Raw genomic sequence first — 19927 nt, 5'->3', positions numbered from 1 at the left:
AAAATAACTTTTGATATTTAAATTTTTTGAAAGCCCTTTCATAAATAGATTAACATGTGCTATGTTATATGAAAAATATAGATAAAATTTGTTTTCCATACGAAAAACATATACTTCAGAACACGCAACATGTTAGAAGTAAAACCTATTAACACCTGATTAGTAAGTATGTTAGTTATCTAGAGAAGGAGGAACATAAATGGATATTAAACAATTGCATTACTTTTGTACAATTGTCCAGGAAGGACAAATTACTCGTGCTGCTAAGAAGCTGCACATGGCACAACCGCCATTAAGTCAACAACTAAAACAATTAGAAGAAGAACTTGAAGTAAAATTATTTGAGCGTAATGGTCGTAATATGGAGTTAACTGAATGTGGATTAGTTCTTTATAAGAAAGCAATAAAAATTTTATCTCAAATGGATGAAACCATTGTTGAAGTTAAAGAAACAGGTGAAGGACTAAAAGGGGTTATTGCTGTAGGAGCCAGTAAATCATGTTTTTCTTATTTACCGAAACGAATTCAAAACTTTAGAGAAAAGTATCCCCTAGTAACTTTTCAACTACGTGAAGGTGATACATTTCATATTTGTGAGCTTCTTACGAAAAGGTCGATTGACATCGCTATAACAAGACTACCACTTGAGAGAACCGATGTTGAATTTTCAATGCTATCTCTCCCAAAAGAACCATATGTACTTGTTATTCCAAAATCGTGGAAAGAACGTATCGGGGATCGAACATCAGTAAAAATGAACGAAATAAAAGACTTTCCATTGTTATTATTACACCGTATTAATGGTAAAGGTCAGTTTGAAATCATCATTAATGAATGTAAACGACATGGGTTTATACCAAATGTCATCCTAGAATGTCCTGATGCATCTATGATTCTCTCCCTCGTCGATTCAGAAGTTGGTGCAACCATTGTTCCACAATCAACTTTGTCTTCAATTCATTTATCTAATACAATCACACTTCAACTAGAAGATTCAGAAATCATGTCAGAATCAGCAGTTATATGGTTAAAGGATCGTTATTTATCTAAAAGTGCCAAGCATTTTTTAGATACTTTTTTAGAAACTGCAAACATTTTTTAACTCCTAAATTAAAATTTTTATTTGTCATTACATGAAAATTACTCTATATTTTTGATATGAATAAAAAGCCTAATAAACGACAAATCGCATATGAAGTGATCCGTAAACGAATTATAGAAGGAGTCTATGTTCCTGGCCAAAGGATTATCATTGATCAAATCGCAAAGGAGGTTGGCTCAAGTCATATTCCGGTTCGTGAAGCAATTCATCAGTTAGAATCAGAAGAACTGATTGAGTATACACCAAATACCGGTGCAGTGGTTAAAGGGGTTAATGATGAAATTTATAAAGAATCTTTGCAAGTACTTGCCCTTCTAGAAGGATACGCAACTGCTATAAGTACGCCATATCTATCAACTCAGGCACTAGAGACTCTAAAAGACTATAATCAAGAAATGAAAGAGGCCCTTTCAGATTTTGATTTTGAAAAAATAGGTGCATTAAATAGAACGTTTCATTTCTTTATCTATTCCTATTGCCCTAATCAACTTTTAATAAAAAATATTGAACAACTTTGGGATCGAATTGATGCCGTTCGTAAAATAAGAAGTTCCTTTACCTTAAAAAGAACCCCAAAATCAATTGAAGAACATGATCAACTAATCTCTATATTGCAAGATGATAAAAACCTAATAAAGATTGAGAGCCTAGCAAGACAACATAAACTAAATACTCTTCAAACATTTATAGAACAACAAGAATCCTAATGACTTTTTCATTAGGATTTTTTAATTCAAGAATTATTATTTGAAAACACTCCAAAAATCATATATGATTTTATATATGATATTTAATTTTCTGAATCCTTTCATTTTTCTACCCTTTCAAATAAGAGTTTATAGGAGTGAATGAAATGAAGAACGGTTATGTAAAGTTTTCTGAAACCCGAACATTGCAAGAAGTTGTCATAGATACTGACAAGAAAGCATTAACCCTTTCAAAAGAAACCCTAGCTTTGGATAAATGTAATCTAGATGTTCCTATTAACGGAACAGTTTACGGAACTCTATTAAATTATAAAGGTGAACTAGAAAAACTAGGTTCTCAATTGAATGAAGCACCTTATAAAAATCCACCGGTAGCTCCTGTCTTATATATTAAACCTGTAAATACTTTAAATCGATCTAATAAACCGATCCCTCTACCTAACGATACTCGTGAACTTCAGATTGGAGCAGCGTTAGGGATCGTCTTTAATAAGGTTACTTCAATGGTTAGTGAACAGAATGCATTGGATTATGTTTTAGGATACACAATTGTAAACGATGTCAGCATTCCACATGAAAGTTATTTCAGACCAGCAATCAAACAAAAGGCAAGAGACGGTTTTTGTCCAGTTGCTCCTTGGATTGTTAAAAAAGAAGAAATAGCAAATCCAGATAACCTTGAAATTAAAGTCTTCATTAATGGTGAATTACGACAACAAAATTCAACTGCAAATCTAGTACGTTCTGTCGTTAAACTAATTTCTGATGTTTCCCAGTTTATGACTTTCAATGAAGGTGACACTCTTCTAGTAGGTGTCCCTGAAAATCAACCTCTAGTACAAAATCTTGATCACATACGAATTGAGATCGAAGGCATCGGCTCTTTAGAAAATACAGTTAAACTATAGGGGGAATTACGATGAAAACAGCACGTGTAGCTTATAATGGTTCTATCCATTCTGCTGAGGAATCGGAAGGAAATGTTAAATTAGCAAATGGTCTGATTGTTAAGGAAGAAGAAGTTGTGTGGTTACCACCGGTTGAGCCACAGACAGTATTTGCTTTAGGTTTAAATTATGCAGATCATGCAAAGGAATTATCGTTTAATGCACCAACAGAGCCGCTTGTTTTTTTAAAAGGACCTAATACATTTGTCGGACATCGTTCCAAAACAGTACGTCCTTCAGACGCAATAAATATGCATTATGAATGTGAACTAGCTGTTGTTATTGGAGAAACAGTAAAAAATATAAAAAAAGAAGATGCCTATAATTACGTAGCAGGATATACAATCGCAAATGACTACGCAATCAGAGATTATCTTGAAAACTACTATAGACCAAATCTTAAAGTTAAAAATCGCGACACATGTACCCCAATCGGTCCTTGGTTGGTAGATGCAAAAGATATCCCGGATCCTATGAATCTTACATTGCGTACATATGTGAACGGAAAAGTTACTCAAGAAGGTACAACTAAAGATATGATCTTTGATATTCCAATGCTAATCGAATATTTAAGTAGTTTCATGACATTAAATAAAAACGATATCATCCTTACTGGTACACCTAAAGGATTAATTAATACAAAGGTTGGCGATGAGGTTATTACCGAAATTGAAGGAATTGGTAGATTAGTAAACACAATCATTAGTGACTAACCCTACACCTCAAGGAGGATTAAGAATGCCCCATTTTATTGTTGAATATACAGATAATATTAAAAACGATGCTAATATTCCTTTGCTGCTAGAAAAAGTTAATCATATTCTAATCTCAAAGGCTCCTCTTTTCCCCGTAGGAGGAATACGTTCACGAGGAATTGAATTAAAAGACTACTATATTGCAGATGGAAAAGAAGACGATGCTTTTGTTCATGCTACACTTAAGATTGGAGCAGGTCGATCTGAAGAAGCTAAAAATGAAACTTGTGAAGAGATCTTCAATGCCATAAAAGATCATTTTGCTGAACTTTATGGAAAAAGATATTTAGCACTATCTATGGAACTTTTTGAATTTAGTGAGGCAGGGACGTATAAGCAAAATAATATTCATAAGAGATTTAAAAAATAGAGGTAAAAATAGAGAAAATATTCAAACAGACCAATCATAAAGATTTGGTCTGTTTTTATCAGTTGTTCTAATTACATAACAAGTTACATCCTTCATCATTAAAAATGCCCTTCTAACAGAAAAAACAGCCCCCTTCAATTTGGAGACTGTCCCTTTAACCTTTTATCCTTTAACCAGCTTCATTGGCGCCGTTAACATCTATCTTCTGATCCTTGGATTTACTTATCAAACTAACAACCACAAATACAATTGTCGAGAGTGGCAATGAATAAAATAGTGGATCTATATGTGTTAACGGAAAAGCAAATAATGTATCTTGACCGAATACTGCTCTCGATAAACCAAACGCAGTAGCTTCTTTTGCATGTAAAAATAGAAAACCAAACACACTCACTAAAAAGCCTGTTAAGATACTTGCGATTGCCCCTTGCTTTGTTGCATTTTTCCAATAAAAAGCCCCGATCATCGTAGGTAAAAATCCAGCTGCACAAATTCCAAACCAAAAGGCTGTTGCCTGTGCAATGACCCCACCAGGTAATATATAGGATAGAATAACAGCACCTGCAAGCCTATCAGAACCCCAATACGTGAACTATCTATACCTAAAACAGATTTTATACCCAAATTACTTAATATATCTTGACCAAATGCTGTTCCTTGAAGATGAATAAGAGAGCTTATTGTAGAAATAACAGCTGAAATTAGTGTTAATGTAAACAAATAAACAAACCACTCTGGCATAATCTCACTAATAAACATCGGAATAACTAGATCAGGATTTCCATTCGCTATATTGATCGCAATGTCTCCTTCATTTTTATAAAAATAAACATTGCTGATTGGCCCAATCATATAAGCTGCTCCAGTTATAAAAAACATAAATACTCCACCAACTAAAACCGAGCGATTCATCGCTTTATTGTTTTTCACTGTCATAAATCGCATCGTTAACTGTGGCTGAGCTAAAACACCAATTCCTACCCCCATAATGATTGTACTTACAAGTGTCCACCACATCGGTGATCCAATAGCTGGCATTGATGTCCAACCTTGATGGCCCTGATCAATTAGTGCCTGTGGAACTAAGTCTTCCATTGAAGTTAACGTATTATGTCCTTCTACTATGCCACCTACTGCTTGATAGCTCATAAATAAAAAGATTGCCATACCGATAATCATGATAGCAGCCGCAAAGGCATCTGTGTATAAAACCGCCTTAATTCCGCCACCAATAACATAGATTCCAACTATAACTGCAAGAATTAGAAGTCCAATATTATAATCGATTGATAGAGCTTGCTCGAGAAACCTCCCTCCACCAATTAGGACCACACTTGTGTATGCAGGCATAAATATAAAAATGAACATTCCAGAAAGGATAGTTATAAATTTAGATTGATAATGCCTACCAAGAAGTTCAGAAAAAGTATACGCTTCCAAGTTTACTGATAATTTTCTAATTCTTTTTCCAAATACAGCAAATGCTATAAATACCCCAATGAATATATTTAAAAATGCCAACCAAATAAGACCAAACCCATTCATAGCTGCCAATCCACCAAACCCAATTATGGCTGAGGTACTAGTAAACGTTGCTCCATAAGAAAGGGCCATGATGATTGCATTTGTATTTCTTCCCCCAACTAAGTAATCTTCATTTGACCTTGTTGTACGATAACCATAATAAGCAAGCCTGACATAATGACCAGATACAAAATGACAATTGGAATTAAATTTGCTAAATTCATCTCGATTCCTCCTCGTCGTCATCACCACGGTTCCACATAATTACTCCATAAATAACACAACCTATCATTGTTAAAACAGTTGCTAACCAAGCGAAAGTTATTGTTATATCTTCCATCCCCAACATACAATTACCCCCTTAATTAAGTTAATTGCGATTTCACACCTTCCCTCAACACTAATTAAATTTATATTTCCATCACTCCTTTAAGTAATAAATTAGAAGTTCCTCCATCAATTTGCAACCACTTTCTGAAATTAATCTTATCATCTAAAAATCTTTAAATGAAATACGAAAAATGTTAGTAATTGATATAAAAAAATATATAGATTAATAATGTTCGAAAATAAAATATAAAAAGGAACTAGAAGAAATGATTCTAGTTCCTTTAGTTAGACTATTAAAGTGTAAGTCCTCACATGAATAAGTTTTGTTACTCATGAGCAAAGATTTTCTCCTGCCACAACTGATACAAATAGATCACTAAAGAAACTGCAATCATAATAAGATAAGAATTAATACTTTGCATTGTACCAGTTGCCATCCCCAACTTCTGTAGGAATGGGTACAACAAAAAACTATAAAGTCCATCCAAGACAATATTTACAATAAAATAAACCTAAAACTTACCATAAGTTAATTTAGTAGCATTTAAAGGTTACTTTTTTAGCTTTAATAAATTTGCGTTTCCCTATCAGGATGTTATTCATTCTTGCATTTAAGATTCTACTACCTTTTTTCTCCATTTTATTTAATACCTTTGTAAATCTTTCTAAGGACTCCACTCTAGAATTATAGTGCAATTCAACTTTCAAATGGAAATCTTCTAAAATTGATCTTAAACCTTAAACTTGAGAACAAGCCCATTTAATTCTTCAGCAAGTTTAGCTAGGTAAGAAGAACTTTGAGCAACTTCTTCCATAGAGCTTCTAGCCAGATCAATTGTAGCAGCAGTTTGTTCAATACCTGCAGCTGATTCCTCAGAGACTGATGCAATTTCTTGAATCGAGGCATTCATCATCTGACCATCTTGTGAAATATCTTCTAAATTTATTGTGATCGTTTTAATTTTGCTAATCATCTCGTTTACTGCATAACTTATATTTTGGAAAGTCTCTCCCGTTTTAGTAATTTGAGCAGTACCTTTTTTTACCTCTCCATACCCTTCTTGTAAGGAATCCACTACTCCTGAAGATTCTTTTTGAATTTCTTGGACAATGGCCGTAATGTCCATAACAGATGAACTTACTTGTTCTGCGAGCTTTCTAACCTCATCAGCAACCACAGCAAAACCTTTTCCATGTTCACCAGCACGGGCAGCTTCTATTGCAGCATTCAAAGCTAAAAGATTTGTTTGTTCAGCAATATCTTTAATCACATTTACTAACTTAGTAATTTCCTGGGTTTGTATATCCAGTCCCTTTACATTTTTAACGGCGTTCATAACTACATGATCTATAATTCCCATTTGTTCTACTGAGTTTTTCATTAACTTGCTACCTTCTGTGGTCATGAACAAGACATCATTTGTCGATTGATGAATATCCTTACCATTTATATTAGCATCCTGTAATTTTGAAATGAATGAATCCATCACTTGTGATAAGTCACCAGTATGATTAGCTTGTGATTCCGAACCATCTGATAACTCCTGCATTGTCATAGCAATTTGATTCGAACCCTCAGTTACCTCGTGAGAAGATTGCGTTAACTCTTCACTTTGATTGGAAAGGTTTTCAGAAGCTGCTGATACATCTTTTATAATTGTTTTTAAATTATTTTTCATCATATCCAAACTATAAGCAACTTGTCCAATTTCATCTTTCCTTTTTAGCATCATTTCCTTCCCTGTGAGGTTCCCTTCCGAGATTTTCTTCATCTGATTAGAGATATATCGTAAAGGCCCGCCAATTCCCCTGCCCATAAATAATCCGATTAGAATGGCTAAAATAACTGCAATGATACTAGAAATGATAATGGATAGTGACGTTTTTTCATAATTCACTTGATTTTGTTCTTGTAATTTTTTAGCAAGTTCTTCATTTAGCATTGCTAGTTTTTCTAAGTTTGCCGAAACGTTATAAAAAGGTGTAGTAGCTTTGTTTATACCTATTTCCGCTTCTTCAAACTGTCCCTCTTTTATGAGGTTTATATTTTCATTTGTTAGTGTCTTAAATTTATTCCATTCTATATTTACTGTTTCAAAAATTTCTACTTCTTGTGTATCCATCTGTCTATTTCCATAATCTTTTAATATTGTATCTACTTCAGCCATATACTCATTTGCAGTACCAATCATTGATGAATCTTCTGTTAGTACTGAAGAAAGCATTACGACCATGGTTTCTTCTGCAAACCCTATAAGATTCGCTAAATGATTGATTGGAATTAGTCGATCTTCGTACATATCCTTACCATTATTATTTAATTTAGAAAGTCCAAATGTAGCAAAGGAACCAACTCCAATAAGAATAAATGCAATGATTAAATAAGAAATTATTAACTTTCCAGTGACTTTCATCCCAAATTCCCCCTCTAATTATTTCTATTTTGTTTAATATGAAAAATACCTTGGTTTCGTTTGTATTTATATATAAAACACTGCCATTTCTATAGCTATAGGTAAATGATTTAAAAATAGTGCATTCACTTTCTTTCATTATATTCCCCTCTAGTTATTTTATCGGTTTATTTTATAAAGTCTTTACTTTTAAAAGCCATTAGGTAGTTTAATATTGTAATTGAGCGTTTCAGAAACTCATGGGTAAGTAAAGAATAGACGTGTTAAAAACTCAAAAGGAAATTTCTAAAGAATAATGTAGCTCATATAAAAAAGCAGATGTTAAATGGAACATCTGCAGCCTTTGGTAATTGTATATCATAATGAAATATCTCTATGTCATCAATTAAATTAATTGGTACTAACAACGGAATAAGTAAAAATTTTTTATATACCAAACTACTATGAAACGATGAGTATAACAATAGAGGATAAACAAAAAATAATATATAGTCTTACCCTTAAACTCATTCCCTTTATATTATTATGTTTTCAAAAGTTACTTTTGTATCTTAATAAATTTACGCTTCCCAACCTGAACAATTAATCCGTTTGTTATTGAAACTTGTAATTGAGGATCTTCTACCTTTTCTCCATTTAATTTAATTCCATTATTGCTAATCATTCTACGTACTTCACTCTTTGAAGTTAGTAGGTCTAACTCGACTATTAGATCTGGAATCGATACCTGATCTTGTCCAGTCCATTTTATGACAGGAATTTCATCAGGCATTGTACCTTTTTGGAAAACGGTAATAAAATGATTTTCTGCCTTTTCTGCAGCATCTGCTCCGTGGTACATTCTTACAATTGTTTTGGCAAGTAACATTTTTGCATCTCTAGGATGAAGAATACCAACATTTAAATCTTCTGTTATTGTTTTTACTTCATCTGGTGTGAAATCAGTTACTAGTTCAAAGTATTTACTCATTAATTCATCTGGAATTGACATTGCTTTCCCATACATTTCTTGAGGACTTTCATCAATTCCAATGTAATTTTTCTTTGATTTGGACATTTTCTCAACACCATCAAGCCCTTCTAATAACGGCATTAATAATGCAACCTGCTTTTCTTTTCCGTACTTTTCTTGGAAATGTCTGCCCATTAGAATATTAAAATGCTGATCTGTTCCACCTAACTCAATATCACACTCCAGCATTACTGAATCGTAGCCTTGCATTAACGGGTAAAAGAATTCGTGAAGAGAAATCGGCTTATTAAAAGCGATTCTTTCCTCAAAATCATCTCTTTCTAAAAGCCTGGCTACTGTTATTTTTCCTGCTAGTTGGATAACATCCTCAAAGTTAAGCTGAGACAACCATTTAGAGTTATAGTGTAATTCAACTTTGTCCATATCAATTACTTTTGCAAACTGCTCAAAGTATGTTTTAGCATTATGTTTTACTTCTTCATCAGTTAACTGTTTTCTTGCTACTGACTTTCCTGTCGGGTCACCTATTTTGCCCGTAAAATCTCCAATAATCAGCTGAATAATATGACCATTTTCTTGAAATTGTCTCATCTTGTTAAGAACAACAGTATGTCCGAGATGAACATCAGGTGCTGAAGGATCCAACCCTAATTTTATTTTAAGTGGTCGATTTTCCAGTACCGATCTTGCTATTTTCTGTTCCAGTTCTTCAGTTGGAATAATTTCCTGTACACCTTGAGCGTAAATAGCAAGCTGTCTCTTTACTTCTTGTAATTGTTCTTGGGTTAAATTCGTTATTAATTCACTCATAATGATTCCTCCTATTTTTTTGTAAACAAAAAACCACATCCCCTATAAAAGGGACGTGGTTGACTTTTTCACGCGGTACCACCCTTATTGAAGAATAAATAGTATTCTTCCACTCAACGATTAACGGTTCGTCCGTTCTTTGCTGCTACCGAACAAAGAAAAGCTCAAGGAGTGTAATTCGTATTATCTATGTGTCGATTCACACCTGCCATCGACTCTCTGCAAACAGGGAGATAACTACTACTCAATTTCCTCTCATCACTTATTAATTATTCACTTTTAAAATCCGTTTTCTCTAATGACTCTTCTTAATAATTTAGCAAGCATTAACTTTTCTGATCCATCAAGACTAGAAACAATATCAACCTCTCCTGAGTGAAAACGAGGGTAAAGCTCCTCAATAACTTGCTTCCCCTTATCAGTCAGTAAAACAAAGGTATTTCTTCTATCTCTGTGATCAACTTTTCGATAACACAGATCTTTTTTTCTAATGTGTTTGTGATATTACTTATTGTTGCCTTAGAAACTCCAGCTGATTCAGCAAGCTTTTTTGTTTCAAGAGATCCACAAATCCATAAATCATACAGAATTGAAAATGATGTCCAAGATATTCCGTACTCAGACAAGATGTCTTGTTCCATTCTGTTTCTTAATCCTTGAGCTACCCTATATATGTTCGTCACAACAGCAATTGCTTCTAGATTTAGTGAATCCAAAGGTAATTTAGTTAATTGACTGATTGTGTCGATCTCTTCAGGTAGTAATTCTGCTTCCTCATTGTTTAAATGAATATCAAACACCTACTTGATTTCGCAATTTTTTTAACCGTCAGATAACGTTAGCTATGAAACGATTTTACCAAAAAAATTACTGGCTGACAATAAAGTATTTTCATTATTACGATGAATTATCATTAAATGATACTATACTATTTCTATATCAATCCATACTTTTTAAAACTATTATAGATACCATGATCATTGTGGCTATCTGTAATATCATCCGCTACCTTTTTTACAGCTATTTTAGCATTCCCCATGGCAATCCCATATTGAACATATTCAAGCATTTCTAAGTCATTTAAACCATCACCATATGCAAATGTATGTTCTTTATCTATCTTAAGATGCTGAAGTAGTTTTTCAATTGCAGTTGCCTTATGAATACCTGGTACAGATAGCTCCCCACTATTTTTACCGAATGAAGGAACCGTGCTAGGGATTACATTAAATTTAGACTGAAATTCTTTAGTTATAACTTCAATCGGTAAATTTGATCCTAAAAATGAGACTTTATTTATATCATCCCTTACCAATTCTTCTCCAACAATTAGCGAATCACGAAAAGGCATTAACCCTTTTTCAACTTCTTCTTTACTTTCGGGATTGTCAGCAAGAAATTTATCAATTATAGTTCTGACACGATTTTTACAGTTGTCACTAGCAAATAAACCACCATTAGATTCTAAGTAGAAATCAATTTCATGTAAGCTAAAAAAATTCACAAGGTGTTGAACATCTGCTGGCTTGACTCGTTCATGTAACAACACCTTTCCTCCAAATTCAATATAACCACCTGCAGCCCCGATAATCCCATCAAAACCAACTTCTTTTATTTCGTGGAATAGTTCAGCCTTAGATCGTCCAGTGCATACAAGTACAAGATGACCGTTTTCCCTTGCCTTCTTAACTGCAGATATGGCTGATTCAGGAATCACCCCGTTTTCATTTACTAATGTTCCGTCTACGTCTATAAATATAACTTTTTGCATTGACTTTCCACCTTCGACATTAGTGCTATGCTACTTTCACTCTATTTATTCCATACACCTAAGCCATCCTAGCATACTAATATTAAAATATTCTTTGGTCCTTGTCTAGAGACTACTCGAGATAAGGAAATCTGAGGCAATTTTAATCATTGATAAAAGAAACCAATTTGCCTAAGATTACATTTCATGATTTACGCCACCTCCATGCTACTACTTTAATGGCATCAGGTGAAAATCCAAAAGTTGTTGCTGATCGACTAGGACATAGTCGTGTTCAAGTGACTTTAGTTATTTACTCACATGTTAGTACAGAGTTACAAAGGCTCACTGCAAATAAGTTTGAAGAAGATTTTTTTAAGGACAATGTGCGCTAAATGTGCAATTTTCTTTTTCAAAGGGTTAGAAGCAGTTTACCCGCAAAAACAAGAAAAGCTTCAATCCCTTCTCTATCAAGGGATTGAAGCTTCCAAAACTGATGATCCGAGAGGGATTCGAACCCCCGACCCCTACCCTGTCAAGGTAGTGTTCTCCCACTGAACTATCGGATCGTTATATAGTTGTATAATAGCTCTTAAAGCTACATATTCTATTATATTCTGAAGAAGTACCTAAGTCAATACATCTTGTACCGCTTCACTATTCGACTTATTTCCCAGAAAATATTTGAATGCTGTCAAATGGGGCAATATTCCCTACATTCTTGCCCCATTTAGACATCATTCTTTTTTTATTTCCCTACTAAGCTTTTCTTATTGAAGGCCCTTTTCTTCAAAATACTTAGTTGCACCTGGGTGGAATTCTAAATTTCCCACACCTTCAAGTGCAGATTCCGGTGTAATGAACTCACCTTTTGCATGTGTAATTGAATCTGTATTTTCAAACAATGCTTTTGTCATTTCATAGACTAATTCTTCCTCTAGATCTTTTGTTACGACAAGCATCGCTTTTACTGCTACAGTGTTTACATCTTCTGCAATCTTATATGTTCCAGCTGCAACTGTATCCTTTGAGTAGTATGGATATTGATCCATTAGCTCTTGAACTTTATCGTCTGCAATTGGAACAATTACAATGTCTTCTTGAGCTGATAGAGCTTCAACTGCTCCAGTTGGTGTTCCAGCAGTAATAAACGCAGCATCGATTGTTCCTGCTTGGATACCATCTGTTGACTCATCAAATGATAGATTTTGTGGTTTAATATCTTCAGTTGTTAATCCATGAACCTCTAAAACTTGCATGGCGTTAATATAAGCACCTGATCCAGGCGCACCAACGGAAACAGCTTTCCCCTTAAGGTCTTCTACTGATTGGACTCCGCTATCTTTCGTTGTGACTAGTTGAATTGTTTCTGGATACAGTGATCCAATTGCTTGAATAGTATCAATTGCATTTCCATCAAACATTTCTTTTCCTTCAAGTGCATATGCCGCGATATCTGTTTGTGTAAATGCTAGTTCAGCCTCACCAGCTCTTAATGTTTCCATGTTTTCAGCAGATGCACCTGAAGTTTGAGGTGTGATGTTTGCGTTTGTATTGTCTGTCATGATCTTACCAATTTGCCCGCCTAGCGGATAATATGTACCACCCGTTCCGCCAGTAAGTAAGCTTAAATCTTGTTTTTCTTCTGAGGTGTTTTCTGTTGTTTCTTCATTTTCTTCACTCGAGCTTTCTGATTCAGCTCCACCGCCACATGCAGCGATTACCATCATAAAAGCAAGCATCATGACAAACAACAAGCTATTACGCATTTTTTTCACGTTTGTTCCCCCTTTTGTAAATTTGTGTAAAGCGTTAGCTCACTTTTATATATGAGGGAACATTGGGGTACATGCATGAAAAATACAGAAGGTTTATTAATTAAAGTTTTGCAGGTTACGTTTACTATTTTTAGGCTTGAATGCAATAAAAAAGAGATTGGACACTTTATATCGTTCCCAACCTCTTTCTCCTGAATAAACCTATATTTAAGTCAGTTATATCTATGTAATTTTATCTGCGATTTTGCCTATTTCTTAAAAACGTTGGGATATCCAGTGAATCTCCTTGCTGTTCATTATGACGGTTAAAATCTTGAACAGGTTCTTCACGGTAACTAACATCCCGTTGTATACGCTGGTTTTCATAGTGATACGTAGTTTCTACCCTTTCTCTTTGTGGCTGTGTATTCGTTTGAATTACTGGTCGTGTTTCCTCTTGCTCAATGAAACCAGTCGCAATAACCGTTACGATAATTTCATCCTTCAATTGATCATTAATTACAGAACCAAAAATCATATTCAGATCTTCATGAGATGCATTAGATACCATATCAGCTGCTTCTTGGACTTCGAAAAGACTTAAGTTTGTACCACCAGTAATGTTCATGATTACACCTTGAGCTCCATTAATTGAGGTTTCAAGCAATGGGCTATTGATTGCCTTCTGAGCCGCCATAGCAACCGGTCTTCCCCCTTCGCAATTCCAATGCCCATTAATGCTGTTCCTTTATGGGACATAACTGTTTTCACATCAGCAAAGTCAAGATTAATTAAACCTGGTACAGCAATTAAATCAGAAATTCCCTGCACCCCTTGGCGAAGAACACTGTCTGCTTCACGGAAAGCATCCATTATATTTGTTTTTTTATCAACAATCTCCAATAAACGATCATTTGGAATGATAATTAATGTATCAACTGATTCCCTCATGGCCTCTATACCGCTTATAGCATTTTTTGAACGCTTTGAGCCTTCAAATTTAAAAGGACGTGTGACAACTCCAATTGTTAGAGCACCAAGGTTACGAGCAATTTCCGCTATGGCAGGTGCTGCCCCTGTTCCGGTTCCCCCACCCATTCCAGCTGTAACGAAGACCATGTCTGCTCCTTGTAATACTTCTTTAAGCTGATCTTTACTTTCTTCCACTGCTTTTCGACCGATTTCAGGGTTTGCCCCTGCTCCTAATCCTCTTGTTAATGAAGCACCTATTTGCATCCGAATTTCAGCTTTTGATTGATTTAGAGCCTGCGCATCTGTGTTGGCTGCAATAAATTCAACACCTTCAACTCCATCTTCTATCATTCGGTTAACCGCATTGTTACCACCGCCGCCAACACCGATCACTTTAATTTTGGCGAATTGATCTATATTCATATCAAAATTCAACATCATTTTTTCCTCCTTATTCACCCATAAGTCTTACTTCAACAAAGACATACATAGTACCTCCTTATATGATTCGAACTTTTCCAACTTTTTCTGTATGTTACCTAATTGAGAATGGGTATAGAAGACTCCATAATAGTCATTTTTTACAAATTATTAATAACCATTATTCGGGGAAAATACTGAAGCATATCAATATGGGGAGGTTAACAAATTATGGATTCACAAAAATTAGCAGCTCATGAATCTATAGACTTACATGAGATTATAAACTTTAAAACTTTATGCGTGGCAAAATCAAAGCTTATGCAGGGCCTCGTTTTTGATCAGGATCTTAGAGAACTCATGCAAAAAGATGTTGATCAATCGATTCAGGCTTTAACTGAGTTACAAGCAATTTATCAACGTGCTCCTTTTGAAGCACCAGTACCTGAGAGCAAACCAACACCAATTATTAATTGAAAGGAAGGTAGTAGCATTGAACAACGATCATTTAGATCCAATTAATTCGTTACATGTTCCTGAGTTAGCAGATACCACGTTTGCCATGGATTTTCTCATGCGAGCAAAAGATGCGGTGCGAAATACAGCTGTGGCATTAACTGAGACTGTCTCACCTGATTTAAGAAACATGCTGCGTAAGCAACTAATGCAGAGTATTGCCATGCATCAAGAAATTACAGAGCTTATGGTCGAGAAAAAATGGTTCCACCCTCATGATTTAAAAGAACAATATCAATTAGATCAGCTATCGGCAAAAAATACAATCATGGTTGGAAACATGAACCTATTCCCTGTCGAATCAAATAGAAAAGGAATGTTCGATCGTACACCTGATGAACATTAACATTGGAGGTTAGTTGAATGAAGGCCGTAACCTATCAAGGCATCAAAAATGTTGAGGTAAAAGAAGTAGAAGATCCAAAAATCCAAAAGCCAGATGACATGATTGTCAAAGTAACAAGTACAGCCATTTGTGGATCTGATTTGCATTTAATCCACGGAATGATACCAAATATGCAGGAAGACTATGTGATCGGTCATGAGCCAATGGGAATCGTTGAAGAGGTCGGCCCTGAAGTTACGAAGGTAAAAAAAGGGGATCGTGTGATTATTCCTTTTAATATCGCATGTGGTGAATGCCAATATTGTAAAAGCAATCTTGAGAGTCAATGTGATAACTCAAATGATAACGGAGAAATGGGTGCATACTTTGGCTATTCAGGTAACACAGGTGGCTATCCAGGTGGACAAGCTGAATACTTAAGAGTTCCTTTTGCCAATTTTACACATTTCAAAATACCTGAAAGCTGTGAAGAACCTGATGAGAAATTAAGTGTTATTTCTGACGCCATGTCAACAGGCTATTGGAGTGTGGAAAATGCCGGTGTCAAGGACGGTGACACAGTCATTGTATTAGGATGTGGACCTGTTGGCCTTTTCGCTCAAAAATTTTGTTGGCTAAAAGGAGCAAAGCGAGTAATTGCTGTTGACTATATTCCCTATCGCTTAGAGCATGCGAAAAGAACAAATAAAGTAGAAACCGTTAATTTTGAGGAACATGAAAATGTAGGAAGTTACCTGAAAGAAATCACAAAAGGTGGAGCAGATGTTGTCATTGATGCAGTTGGTATGGACGGAAAAATGACCGACATGGAATTCCTCGCTACCGGATTAAGACTTCAAGGTGGAGCGATGAGTGCACTTGTAATGGCTTCTCAAGCTGTTCGCAAATGCGGAACCATCCAAATTACGGGCGTGTATGGTGGCCGATATAATGGTTTCCCTTTAGGAGATATTATGCAACGCAACGTAAATATCCGTTCTGGACAAGCCCCTATGATTCACTTAATGCCATACATGTTTGAACTAGTTTCTACTGGAAAAATTGATCCAGGTGATGTTGTTAGTCACGTACTCCCACTAAGTGAAGCAAAACGTGGGTATGAAATTTTTGATACAAGAACGGATAATTGTATCAAAGTTGTATTAAAACCATAGCAAAAGGAGGGTATCAGTCATGGACTATGCATTACACGAAGTTCTTGAAGTACAGGAAATAGCGGCATTCAAAACAACCTGCTTAACAAAGTCCAAAACAATGAGAGCTCTAGTATCCGATCAAGAACTAAAAGACATCATGCAGCAAGATATTACAGTGTCAACCCGTCAGTTAGAGGAATACTCCTCCATCCTATCAAAAGCAAAGCCAAAGTATTAGTTAGGAGATGAAACATACATGAATACGATCATCGAAAGTATAACTGGTATGAAAGCCTTAACAGACCAAGTTGTTGCAATGGACTTATTAATTTCTGCTAAAAGTGGAGTAAGAAACTATGCAATGGCGCTCACTGAATCAGGCACACCGGAAATTAAACATACCCTCACTCGCCATTTAGAGGAAGCACTTGATATGCATGAAAGAATCTCGAATTATATGGTGGAAAAAGGCTGGTATCACGCATTCGATACGAATGAACAAATACAGTTGAATTTAAAGAATATGGATACGGCGATGAAATTACCGACTCTTTAAACATTTCTTCTTCTCTAAAAGAGGAACAATAACAAGCTGTTCCTCTTTTAGAGAAAGAATTTTAAGTACCTTAACCTAAAAAACTGACTCAGAAAAGAGTCAGCTCTCAAATTTACACATTCACATTCTTCTTTGCAGCAGCAGGCACCTTCTCCAAAGCTGCAGCAAAATCTTTAATTAAATCCTCTACCTTCTCAAGTCCAACACTTAATCTCAGCAATCCATCTGATATGCCACGCTTTTCACGCTCTTCTGGAGGCATTGCCGCATGTGACATTTTCGCAGGATATGAGAGAATTGATTCCACTGCACCTAAACTAACCGCAAACACCGGAAGTTCCACATTTTCTACCAATGTTTTAACCGCAGCTGCGTCAGCTAACTTGAAAGACAACACTGCCCCGGGTCCATCTGCTTGATAGTTTTGTGTTTCATGACCTGGGTGATAGCTCAAGCCCGGATAATACACCTCTTCTACCTTCGGATGCTCCGCTAAAAATTCAGCTATTTTCAAAGCAGATGTTTGAGACTGCTGCAAACGTACATGCAACGTCTTTAATCCACGAAGAACTAACCATGCGTCCTGCACACCAAGAACGGCACCGAATGCATTTTGTAATTTATACAGGCGATCTCCTAATTCAGCATCCTTAACAACAGCAAGACCTGCAAGCACATCACTATGCCCCGCTAAAAACTTCGTTGCACTGTGCAATACCACATCCACGCCTAACTCCAAAGGTCGCTGTAACTCAGGTGTTAAAAACGTATTATCTAAGAAAGTTAAGCAGTTATTTGCCTTCGCCAGATTCACAATCCCCTTAATATCCGTTACCTTTAACAACGGATTTGAAGGTGTTTCCATATAAATCACCTTCGTATTCGGACGAATCTCAGACGCAACTTGATGAAGATCTGTCATGTCTACAAATGTATGCTCAATTCCAAATCGAGTTAAAACATCTGTAATAATACGGAAAGTCCCACCATACACGTCCTCAGTTACAAGTACATGATCTCCTTGTGATAACAATAAAAACGCGGTAGAAATAGCTGCCATACCAGAAGAGAACGCCAATCCACGTGATCCACCTTCTAATTCTGCAATGGCACTCTCCAACGCTTCTCGCGTAGGATTCCCAGAGCGTGCATAATCATATTTACCAAATTCATCAATATCAAATTGATGAAAAGTAGAGGAATGATGAATCGGCACACTTACCGATCCTGTGCCGCGGTCTACCTTTGACTCGTTATGAAGTAGTTTTGTTTGAAATGACCAATCATGATTGCTCAACTGCTTCCACTCCTTTCATCTCTTTAAATGCTTGTGCTAGATCTTCAATAATATCTTCTGCATGCTCAACACCTACTGAAAAACGCAGAAGCTTGTTACAGACACCATTTGCGATCCGAATTTCTTCAGGAATATCCATATGTGTTTGCGTAGCTGGATACGTAATGAAGCTTTCGATTCCACCTAAACTTTCTGCAAAGCAAATCGTGTTAAGGTTTTTCAAAAATGGGTTAATCCATGCCTCATCTTGTAAACGGAATGATAGCATTCCACCTTTACCAGGATATAGAACATCAAGTACATCCTCATGTTCTTCTAAAAATGCTGCTACTTTTTGAGCATTTTCTTGATGCTGTCTCATACGAAGTGATAAAGTTTTCATTCCTCTCATTAATAACCAAGAATCAAATGGTGATAAAACTGCACCAATAGCGTTTTGATGTTGGAAGAATTCATCGCTTAGTTCCTGACCTTTGGTTACAACTAAGCCTGCAAGAACATCGTTGTGCCCACCTAAGTATTTCGTTGCACTATGAATGACAATATCAGCTCCATCTAAGATTGGCGTTTGAAGAACTGGTGTATAGAAAGTGTTATCAACAATCACGAGTATGTTATGCTTTTTCGCAACTGCTACTAGCTCTTTAATGTCCGTTTCCTGCATTAATGGATTAGTTGGCGTTTCAATGAATAGCGCTTTTGTGTTTTCATTGATCAACTTATCCGTTTCAGCTGGATTAGTGAAATCATCATATTGAAATGATAATCCGTATTTTCTCCATTCTCTTTCAAAGAGGCGGTATGTTCCACCGTATAAGTCAGAAGAAACGATCAGTTCGTCTCCGCTTTGGAAGAGAGCCATGATTGTTTGAATAGCAGCCATTCCTGAACTGAAGGCAAAGCCACGGTCGCCATGCTCGAGGTCTGCGATTGCTTTTTCGACTAATAGTCTTGTAGGGTTTCCTGTACGGATATAATCAAATCCAGTAGATTCACCGATTCCTGCGTGACGATAGGCTGTTGATAAATAAATTGGCGGGTTAACTGTACCTGTTACATTTTCACTGCGGTTTCCGATTTGTGCTAATTTTGTTTCGATTCGTTTGCTCATGTTTGTCACTCCTAAGATTTAAATTTAACAAGTATGTACATGAGAGAAAGCGTACATGTTAAAAAAGCAAAATAAAAAGTCTTCCTCGTTAAGAAGAAGACTGTGTCGTTAAATGCGCTTCTTCTTATCTCTCA

General features: G+C 35.7%; 20 protein-coding genes, 1 tRNA gene, 2 pseudogenes and 1 other annotated feature. Of the genes and pseudogenes, 11 read left to right on the top strand and 12 right to left on the bottom strand.

The window, feature by feature from the left end; all coding sequences use genetic code 11:
* The first annotated feature begins 199 nt into the window (after positions 1 to 199).
* The 5 genes from MVE64_RS18460 (at position 200) to MVE64_RS18440 (ending at position 3881) form a co-directional block, all read left to right on the top strand.
* Positions 200 to 1102, top strand: coding sequence for a LysR family transcriptional regulator (locus MVE64_RS18460; RefSeq protein ID WP_247340142.1), 903 nt, complete (start codon positions 200 to 202; stop codon positions 1100 to 1102).
* A gap of 56 nt (positions 1103 to 1158) precedes the next feature.
* A complete protein-coding gene (locus MVE64_RS18455) occupies positions 1159 to 1809 on the top strand; it encodes a GntR family transcriptional regulator (protein WP_247340141.1) in 651 nt (216 codons plus the stop codon).
* Positions 1810 to 1955: 146 nt separating this feature from the next.
* Positions 1956 to 2717 (top strand): fumarylacetoacetate hydrolase family protein, encoded by a 762-nt coding sequence (locus MVE64_RS18450; RefSeq protein WP_247340139.1) that lies wholly within the window; start codon positions 1956 to 1958, stop codon positions 2715 to 2717.
* An 11-nt stretch (positions 2718 to 2728) separates the two neighbouring features.
* On the top strand, positions 2729 to 3469 hold the full coding sequence (locus MVE64_RS18445; protein WP_247340137.1) for a fumarylacetoacetate hydrolase family protein: 741 nt from the start codon (positions 2729 to 2731) through the stop codon (positions 3467 to 3469).
* A gap of 25 nt (positions 3470 to 3494) precedes the next feature.
* Positions 3495 to 3881, top strand: coding sequence for a 5-carboxymethyl-2-hydroxymuconate Delta-isomerase (locus tag MVE64_RS18440; RefSeq protein WP_247340131.1), 387 nt, complete (start codon positions 3495 to 3497; stop codon positions 3879 to 3881).
* A gap of 169 nt (positions 3882 to 4050) precedes the next feature.
* Here the strand turns inward: MVE64_RS18440 and MVE64_RS18435 are convergent, their stop codons facing one another.
* The 7 genes and pseudogenes from MVE64_RS18435 to MVE64_RS18410 all read right to left on the bottom strand — a co-directional run bounded on the left by MVE64_RS18435 (position 4051) and on the right by MVE64_RS18410 (position 11703).
* On the bottom strand, positions 4051 to 4347 hold the full coding sequence (locus MVE64_RS18435) for a hypothetical protein (RefSeq protein ID WP_247340130.1): 297 nt from the start codon (positions 4345 to 4347) through the stop codon (positions 4051 to 4053).
* Positions 4344 to 5651, bottom strand: coding sequence for a sodium:solute symporter family protein (locus tag MVE64_RS18430; protein ID WP_247340129.1), 1308 nt, complete (start codon positions 5649 to 5651; stop codon positions 4344 to 4346). Before MVE64_RS18430 ends, MVE64_RS18435 begins: the two co-directional genes overlap by 4 nt.
* Entirely contained in the window at positions 5626 to 5754 is a 129-nt protein-coding gene (locus MVE64_RS27455) for a symporter small accessory protein (RefSeq protein ID WP_281730387.1), read from the bottom strand. The genes MVE64_RS18430 and MVE64_RS27455 overlap by 26 nt, the downstream gene beginning before the upstream one ends.
* 712 nt (positions 5755 to 6466) lie before the next feature.
* Entirely contained in the window at positions 6467 to 8149 is a 1683-nt protein-coding gene (locus tag MVE64_RS18425; protein ID WP_247340127.1) for a methyl-accepting chemotaxis protein, read from the bottom strand.
* Positions 8150 to 8687: 538 nt separating this feature from the next.
* Positions 8688 to 9932: a tyrosine--tRNA ligase gene (gene tyrS / locus MVE64_RS18420; protein WP_247340126.1), complete on the bottom strand. Its 1245-nt coding sequence runs from the start codon at positions 9930 to 9932 to the stop codon at positions 8688 to 8690.
* A 46-nt stretch (positions 9933 to 9978) separates the two neighbouring features.
* Positions 9979 to 10200, bottom strand: a binding site (T-box leader).
* A gap of 11 nt (positions 10201 to 10211) precedes the next feature.
* Positions 10212 to 10723, bottom strand: a pseudogene (locus MVE64_RS18415) (MarR family winged helix-turn-helix transcriptional regulator).
* Between the two features lie 143 nt (positions 10724 to 10866).
* Positions 10867 to 11703 (bottom strand): HAD family hydrolase, encoded by an 837-nt coding sequence (locus MVE64_RS18410; RefSeq protein ID WP_247340125.1) that lies wholly within the window; start codon positions 11701 to 11703, stop codon positions 10867 to 10869.
* A gap of 167 nt (positions 11704 to 11870) precedes the next feature.
* Here MVE64_RS18410 and MVE64_RS18405 point away from each other — a divergent pair, with 167 nt between their 5' ends.
* Positions 11871 to 12077 carry a tyrosine-type recombinase/integrase gene (locus MVE64_RS18405; RefSeq protein ID WP_247340124.1) on the top strand — a complete coding sequence of 69 codons (207 nt, stop codon included), beginning with the start codon at positions 11871 to 11873 and terminating at the stop codon, positions 12075 to 12077.
* Between the two features lie 102 nt (positions 12078 to 12179).
* Here the strand turns inward: MVE64_RS18405 and MVE64_RS18400 are convergent.
* The 3 genes and pseudogenes from MVE64_RS18400 to ftsZ form a co-directional block, all read right to left on the bottom strand.
* Positions 12180 to 12251, bottom strand: a tRNA-Val gene (locus MVE64_RS18400).
* 201 nt (positions 12252 to 12452) lie between these two features.
* Positions 12453 to 13460: a TAXI family TRAP transporter solute-binding subunit gene (locus MVE64_RS18395; RefSeq protein ID WP_247340120.1), complete on the bottom strand. Its 1008-nt coding sequence runs from the start codon at positions 13458 to 13460 to the stop codon at positions 12453 to 12455.
* 433 nt (positions 13461 to 13893) lie between these two features.
* Positions 13894 to 14849, bottom strand: a pseudogene (ftsZ, locus tag MVE64_RS18390) (cell division protein FtsZ); the annotation flags it as partial.
* A gap of 213 nt (positions 14850 to 15062) precedes the next feature.
* On the opposite strand from ftsZ, the gene MVE64_RS18385 reads away from it, so the two are divergent.
* Genes MVE64_RS18385 through MVE64_RS18365 form a run of 5 tightly spaced genes read left to right on the top strand, consistent with a single transcriptional unit; the run spans position 15063 to position 17385 of the window.
* A complete protein-coding gene (locus MVE64_RS18385) occupies positions 15063 to 15308 on the top strand; it encodes a spore gernimation protein GerQ (RefSeq protein ID WP_247340119.1) in 246 nt (81 codons plus the stop codon).
* Positions 15309 to 15324: 16 nt separating this feature from the next.
* On the top strand, positions 15325 to 15693 hold the full coding sequence (locus tag MVE64_RS18380; RefSeq protein ID WP_247340117.1) for a spore coat protein: 369 nt from the start codon (positions 15325 to 15327) through the stop codon (positions 15691 to 15693).
* A gap of 17 nt (positions 15694 to 15710) precedes the next feature.
* Positions 15711 to 16847: a zinc-dependent alcohol dehydrogenase gene (locus MVE64_RS18375; RefSeq protein ID WP_247340115.1), complete on the top strand. Its 1137-nt coding sequence runs from the start codon at positions 15711 to 15713 to the stop codon at positions 16845 to 16847.
* 19 nt (positions 16848 to 16866) lie between these two features.
* On the top strand, positions 16867 to 17067 hold the full coding sequence (locus MVE64_RS18370; RefSeq protein WP_247340113.1) for a hypothetical protein: 201 nt from the start codon (positions 16867 to 16869) through the stop codon (positions 17065 to 17067).
* A gap of 18 nt (positions 17068 to 17085) precedes the next feature.
* Complete coding sequence (locus MVE64_RS18365; RefSeq protein WP_247340111.1) at positions 17086 to 17385, top strand: spore coat protein; 300 nt, start codon at positions 17086 to 17088, stop codon at positions 17383 to 17385.
* Between the two features lie 112 nt (positions 17386 to 17497).
* Here the strand turns inward: MVE64_RS18365 and metC are convergent, their stop codons facing one another.
* A complete protein-coding gene (gene metC / locus MVE64_RS18360; RefSeq protein ID WP_247340110.1) occupies positions 17498 to 18682 on the bottom strand; it encodes a cystathionine beta-lyase in 1185 nt (394 codons plus the stop codon).
* Positions 18669 to 19793: a methionine biosynthesis PLP-dependent protein gene (locus MVE64_RS18355; RefSeq protein ID WP_247340109.1), complete on the bottom strand. Its 1125-nt coding sequence runs from the start codon at positions 19791 to 19793 to the stop codon at positions 18669 to 18671. The genes metC and MVE64_RS18355 overlap by 14 nt, the downstream gene beginning before the upstream one ends.
* Positions 19794 to 19927: the final 134 nt, after the last annotated feature.

The organism is Metabacillus endolithicus (assembly GCF_023078335.1).
GTDB classification, from domain to species: Bacteria; Bacillota; Bacilli; order Bacillales; family Bacillaceae; genus Metabacillus; species Metabacillus endolithicus.
Note: the sequence above shows the minus strand (reverse complement) of the source record. Positions and strands in the feature narration are given on the sequence as shown.

Coding starts and splice junctions, on each gene's coding strand:
- MVE64_RS18460 (WP_247340142.1), top strand. CDS start 200: ATGGATATTAAACAATTGCATTACTTTTGTACAATTGTCCAGGAAGGA.
- MVE64_RS18455 (WP_247340141.1), top strand. CDS start 1,159: ATGAATAAAAAGCCTAATAAACGACAAATCGCATATGAAGTGATCCGT.
- MVE64_RS18450 (WP_247340139.1), top strand. CDS start 1,956: ATGAAGAACGGTTATGTAAAGTTTTCTGAAACCCGAACATTGCAAGAA.
- MVE64_RS18445 (WP_247340137.1), top strand. CDS start 2,729: ATGAAAACAGCACGTGTAGCTTATAATGGTTCTATCCATTCTGCTGAG.
- MVE64_RS18440 (WP_247340131.1), top strand. CDS start 3,495: ATGCCCCATTTTATTGTTGAATATACAGATAATATTAAAAACGATGCT.
- MVE64_RS18435 (WP_247340130.1), bottom strand. CDS start 4,347: ATGATCGGGGCTTTTTATTGGAAAAATGCAACAAAGCAAGGGGCAATC.
- MVE64_RS18430 (WP_247340129.1), bottom strand. CDS start 5,651: ATGACGACGAGGAGGAATCGAGATGAATTTAGCAAATTTAATTCCAAT.
- MVE64_RS27455 (WP_281730387.1), bottom strand. CDS start 5,754: ATGTTGGGGATGGAAGATATAACAATAACTTTCGCTTGGTTAGCAACT.
- MVE64_RS18425 (WP_247340127.1), bottom strand. CDS start 8,149: ATGAAAGTCACTGGAAAGTTAATAATTTCTTATTTAATCATTGCATTT.
- tyrS (WP_247340126.1), bottom strand. CDS start 9,932: ATGAGTGAATTAATAACGAATTTAACCCAAGAACAATTACAAGAAGTA.
- MVE64_RS18410 (WP_247340125.1), bottom strand. CDS start 11,703: ATGCAAAAAGTTATATTTATAGACGTAGACGGAACATTAGTAAATGAA.
- MVE64_RS18385 (WP_247340119.1), top strand. CDS start 15,063: ATGGATTCACAAAAATTAGCAGCTCATGAATCTATAGACTTACATGAG.
- MVE64_RS18375 (WP_247340115.1), top strand. CDS start 15,711: ATGAAGGCCGTAACCTATCAAGGCATCAAAAATGTTGAGGTAAAAGAA.
- MVE64_RS18370 (WP_247340113.1), top strand. CDS start 16,867: ATGGACTATGCATTACACGAAGTTCTTGAAGTACAGGAAATAGCGGCA.
- MVE64_RS18365 (WP_247340111.1), top strand. CDS start 17,086: ATGAATACGATCATCGAAAGTATAACTGGTATGAAAGCCTTAACAGAC.
- MVE64_RS18355 (WP_247340109.1), bottom strand. CDS start 19,793: ATGAGCAAACGAATCGAAACAAAATTAGCACAAATCGGAAACCGCAGT.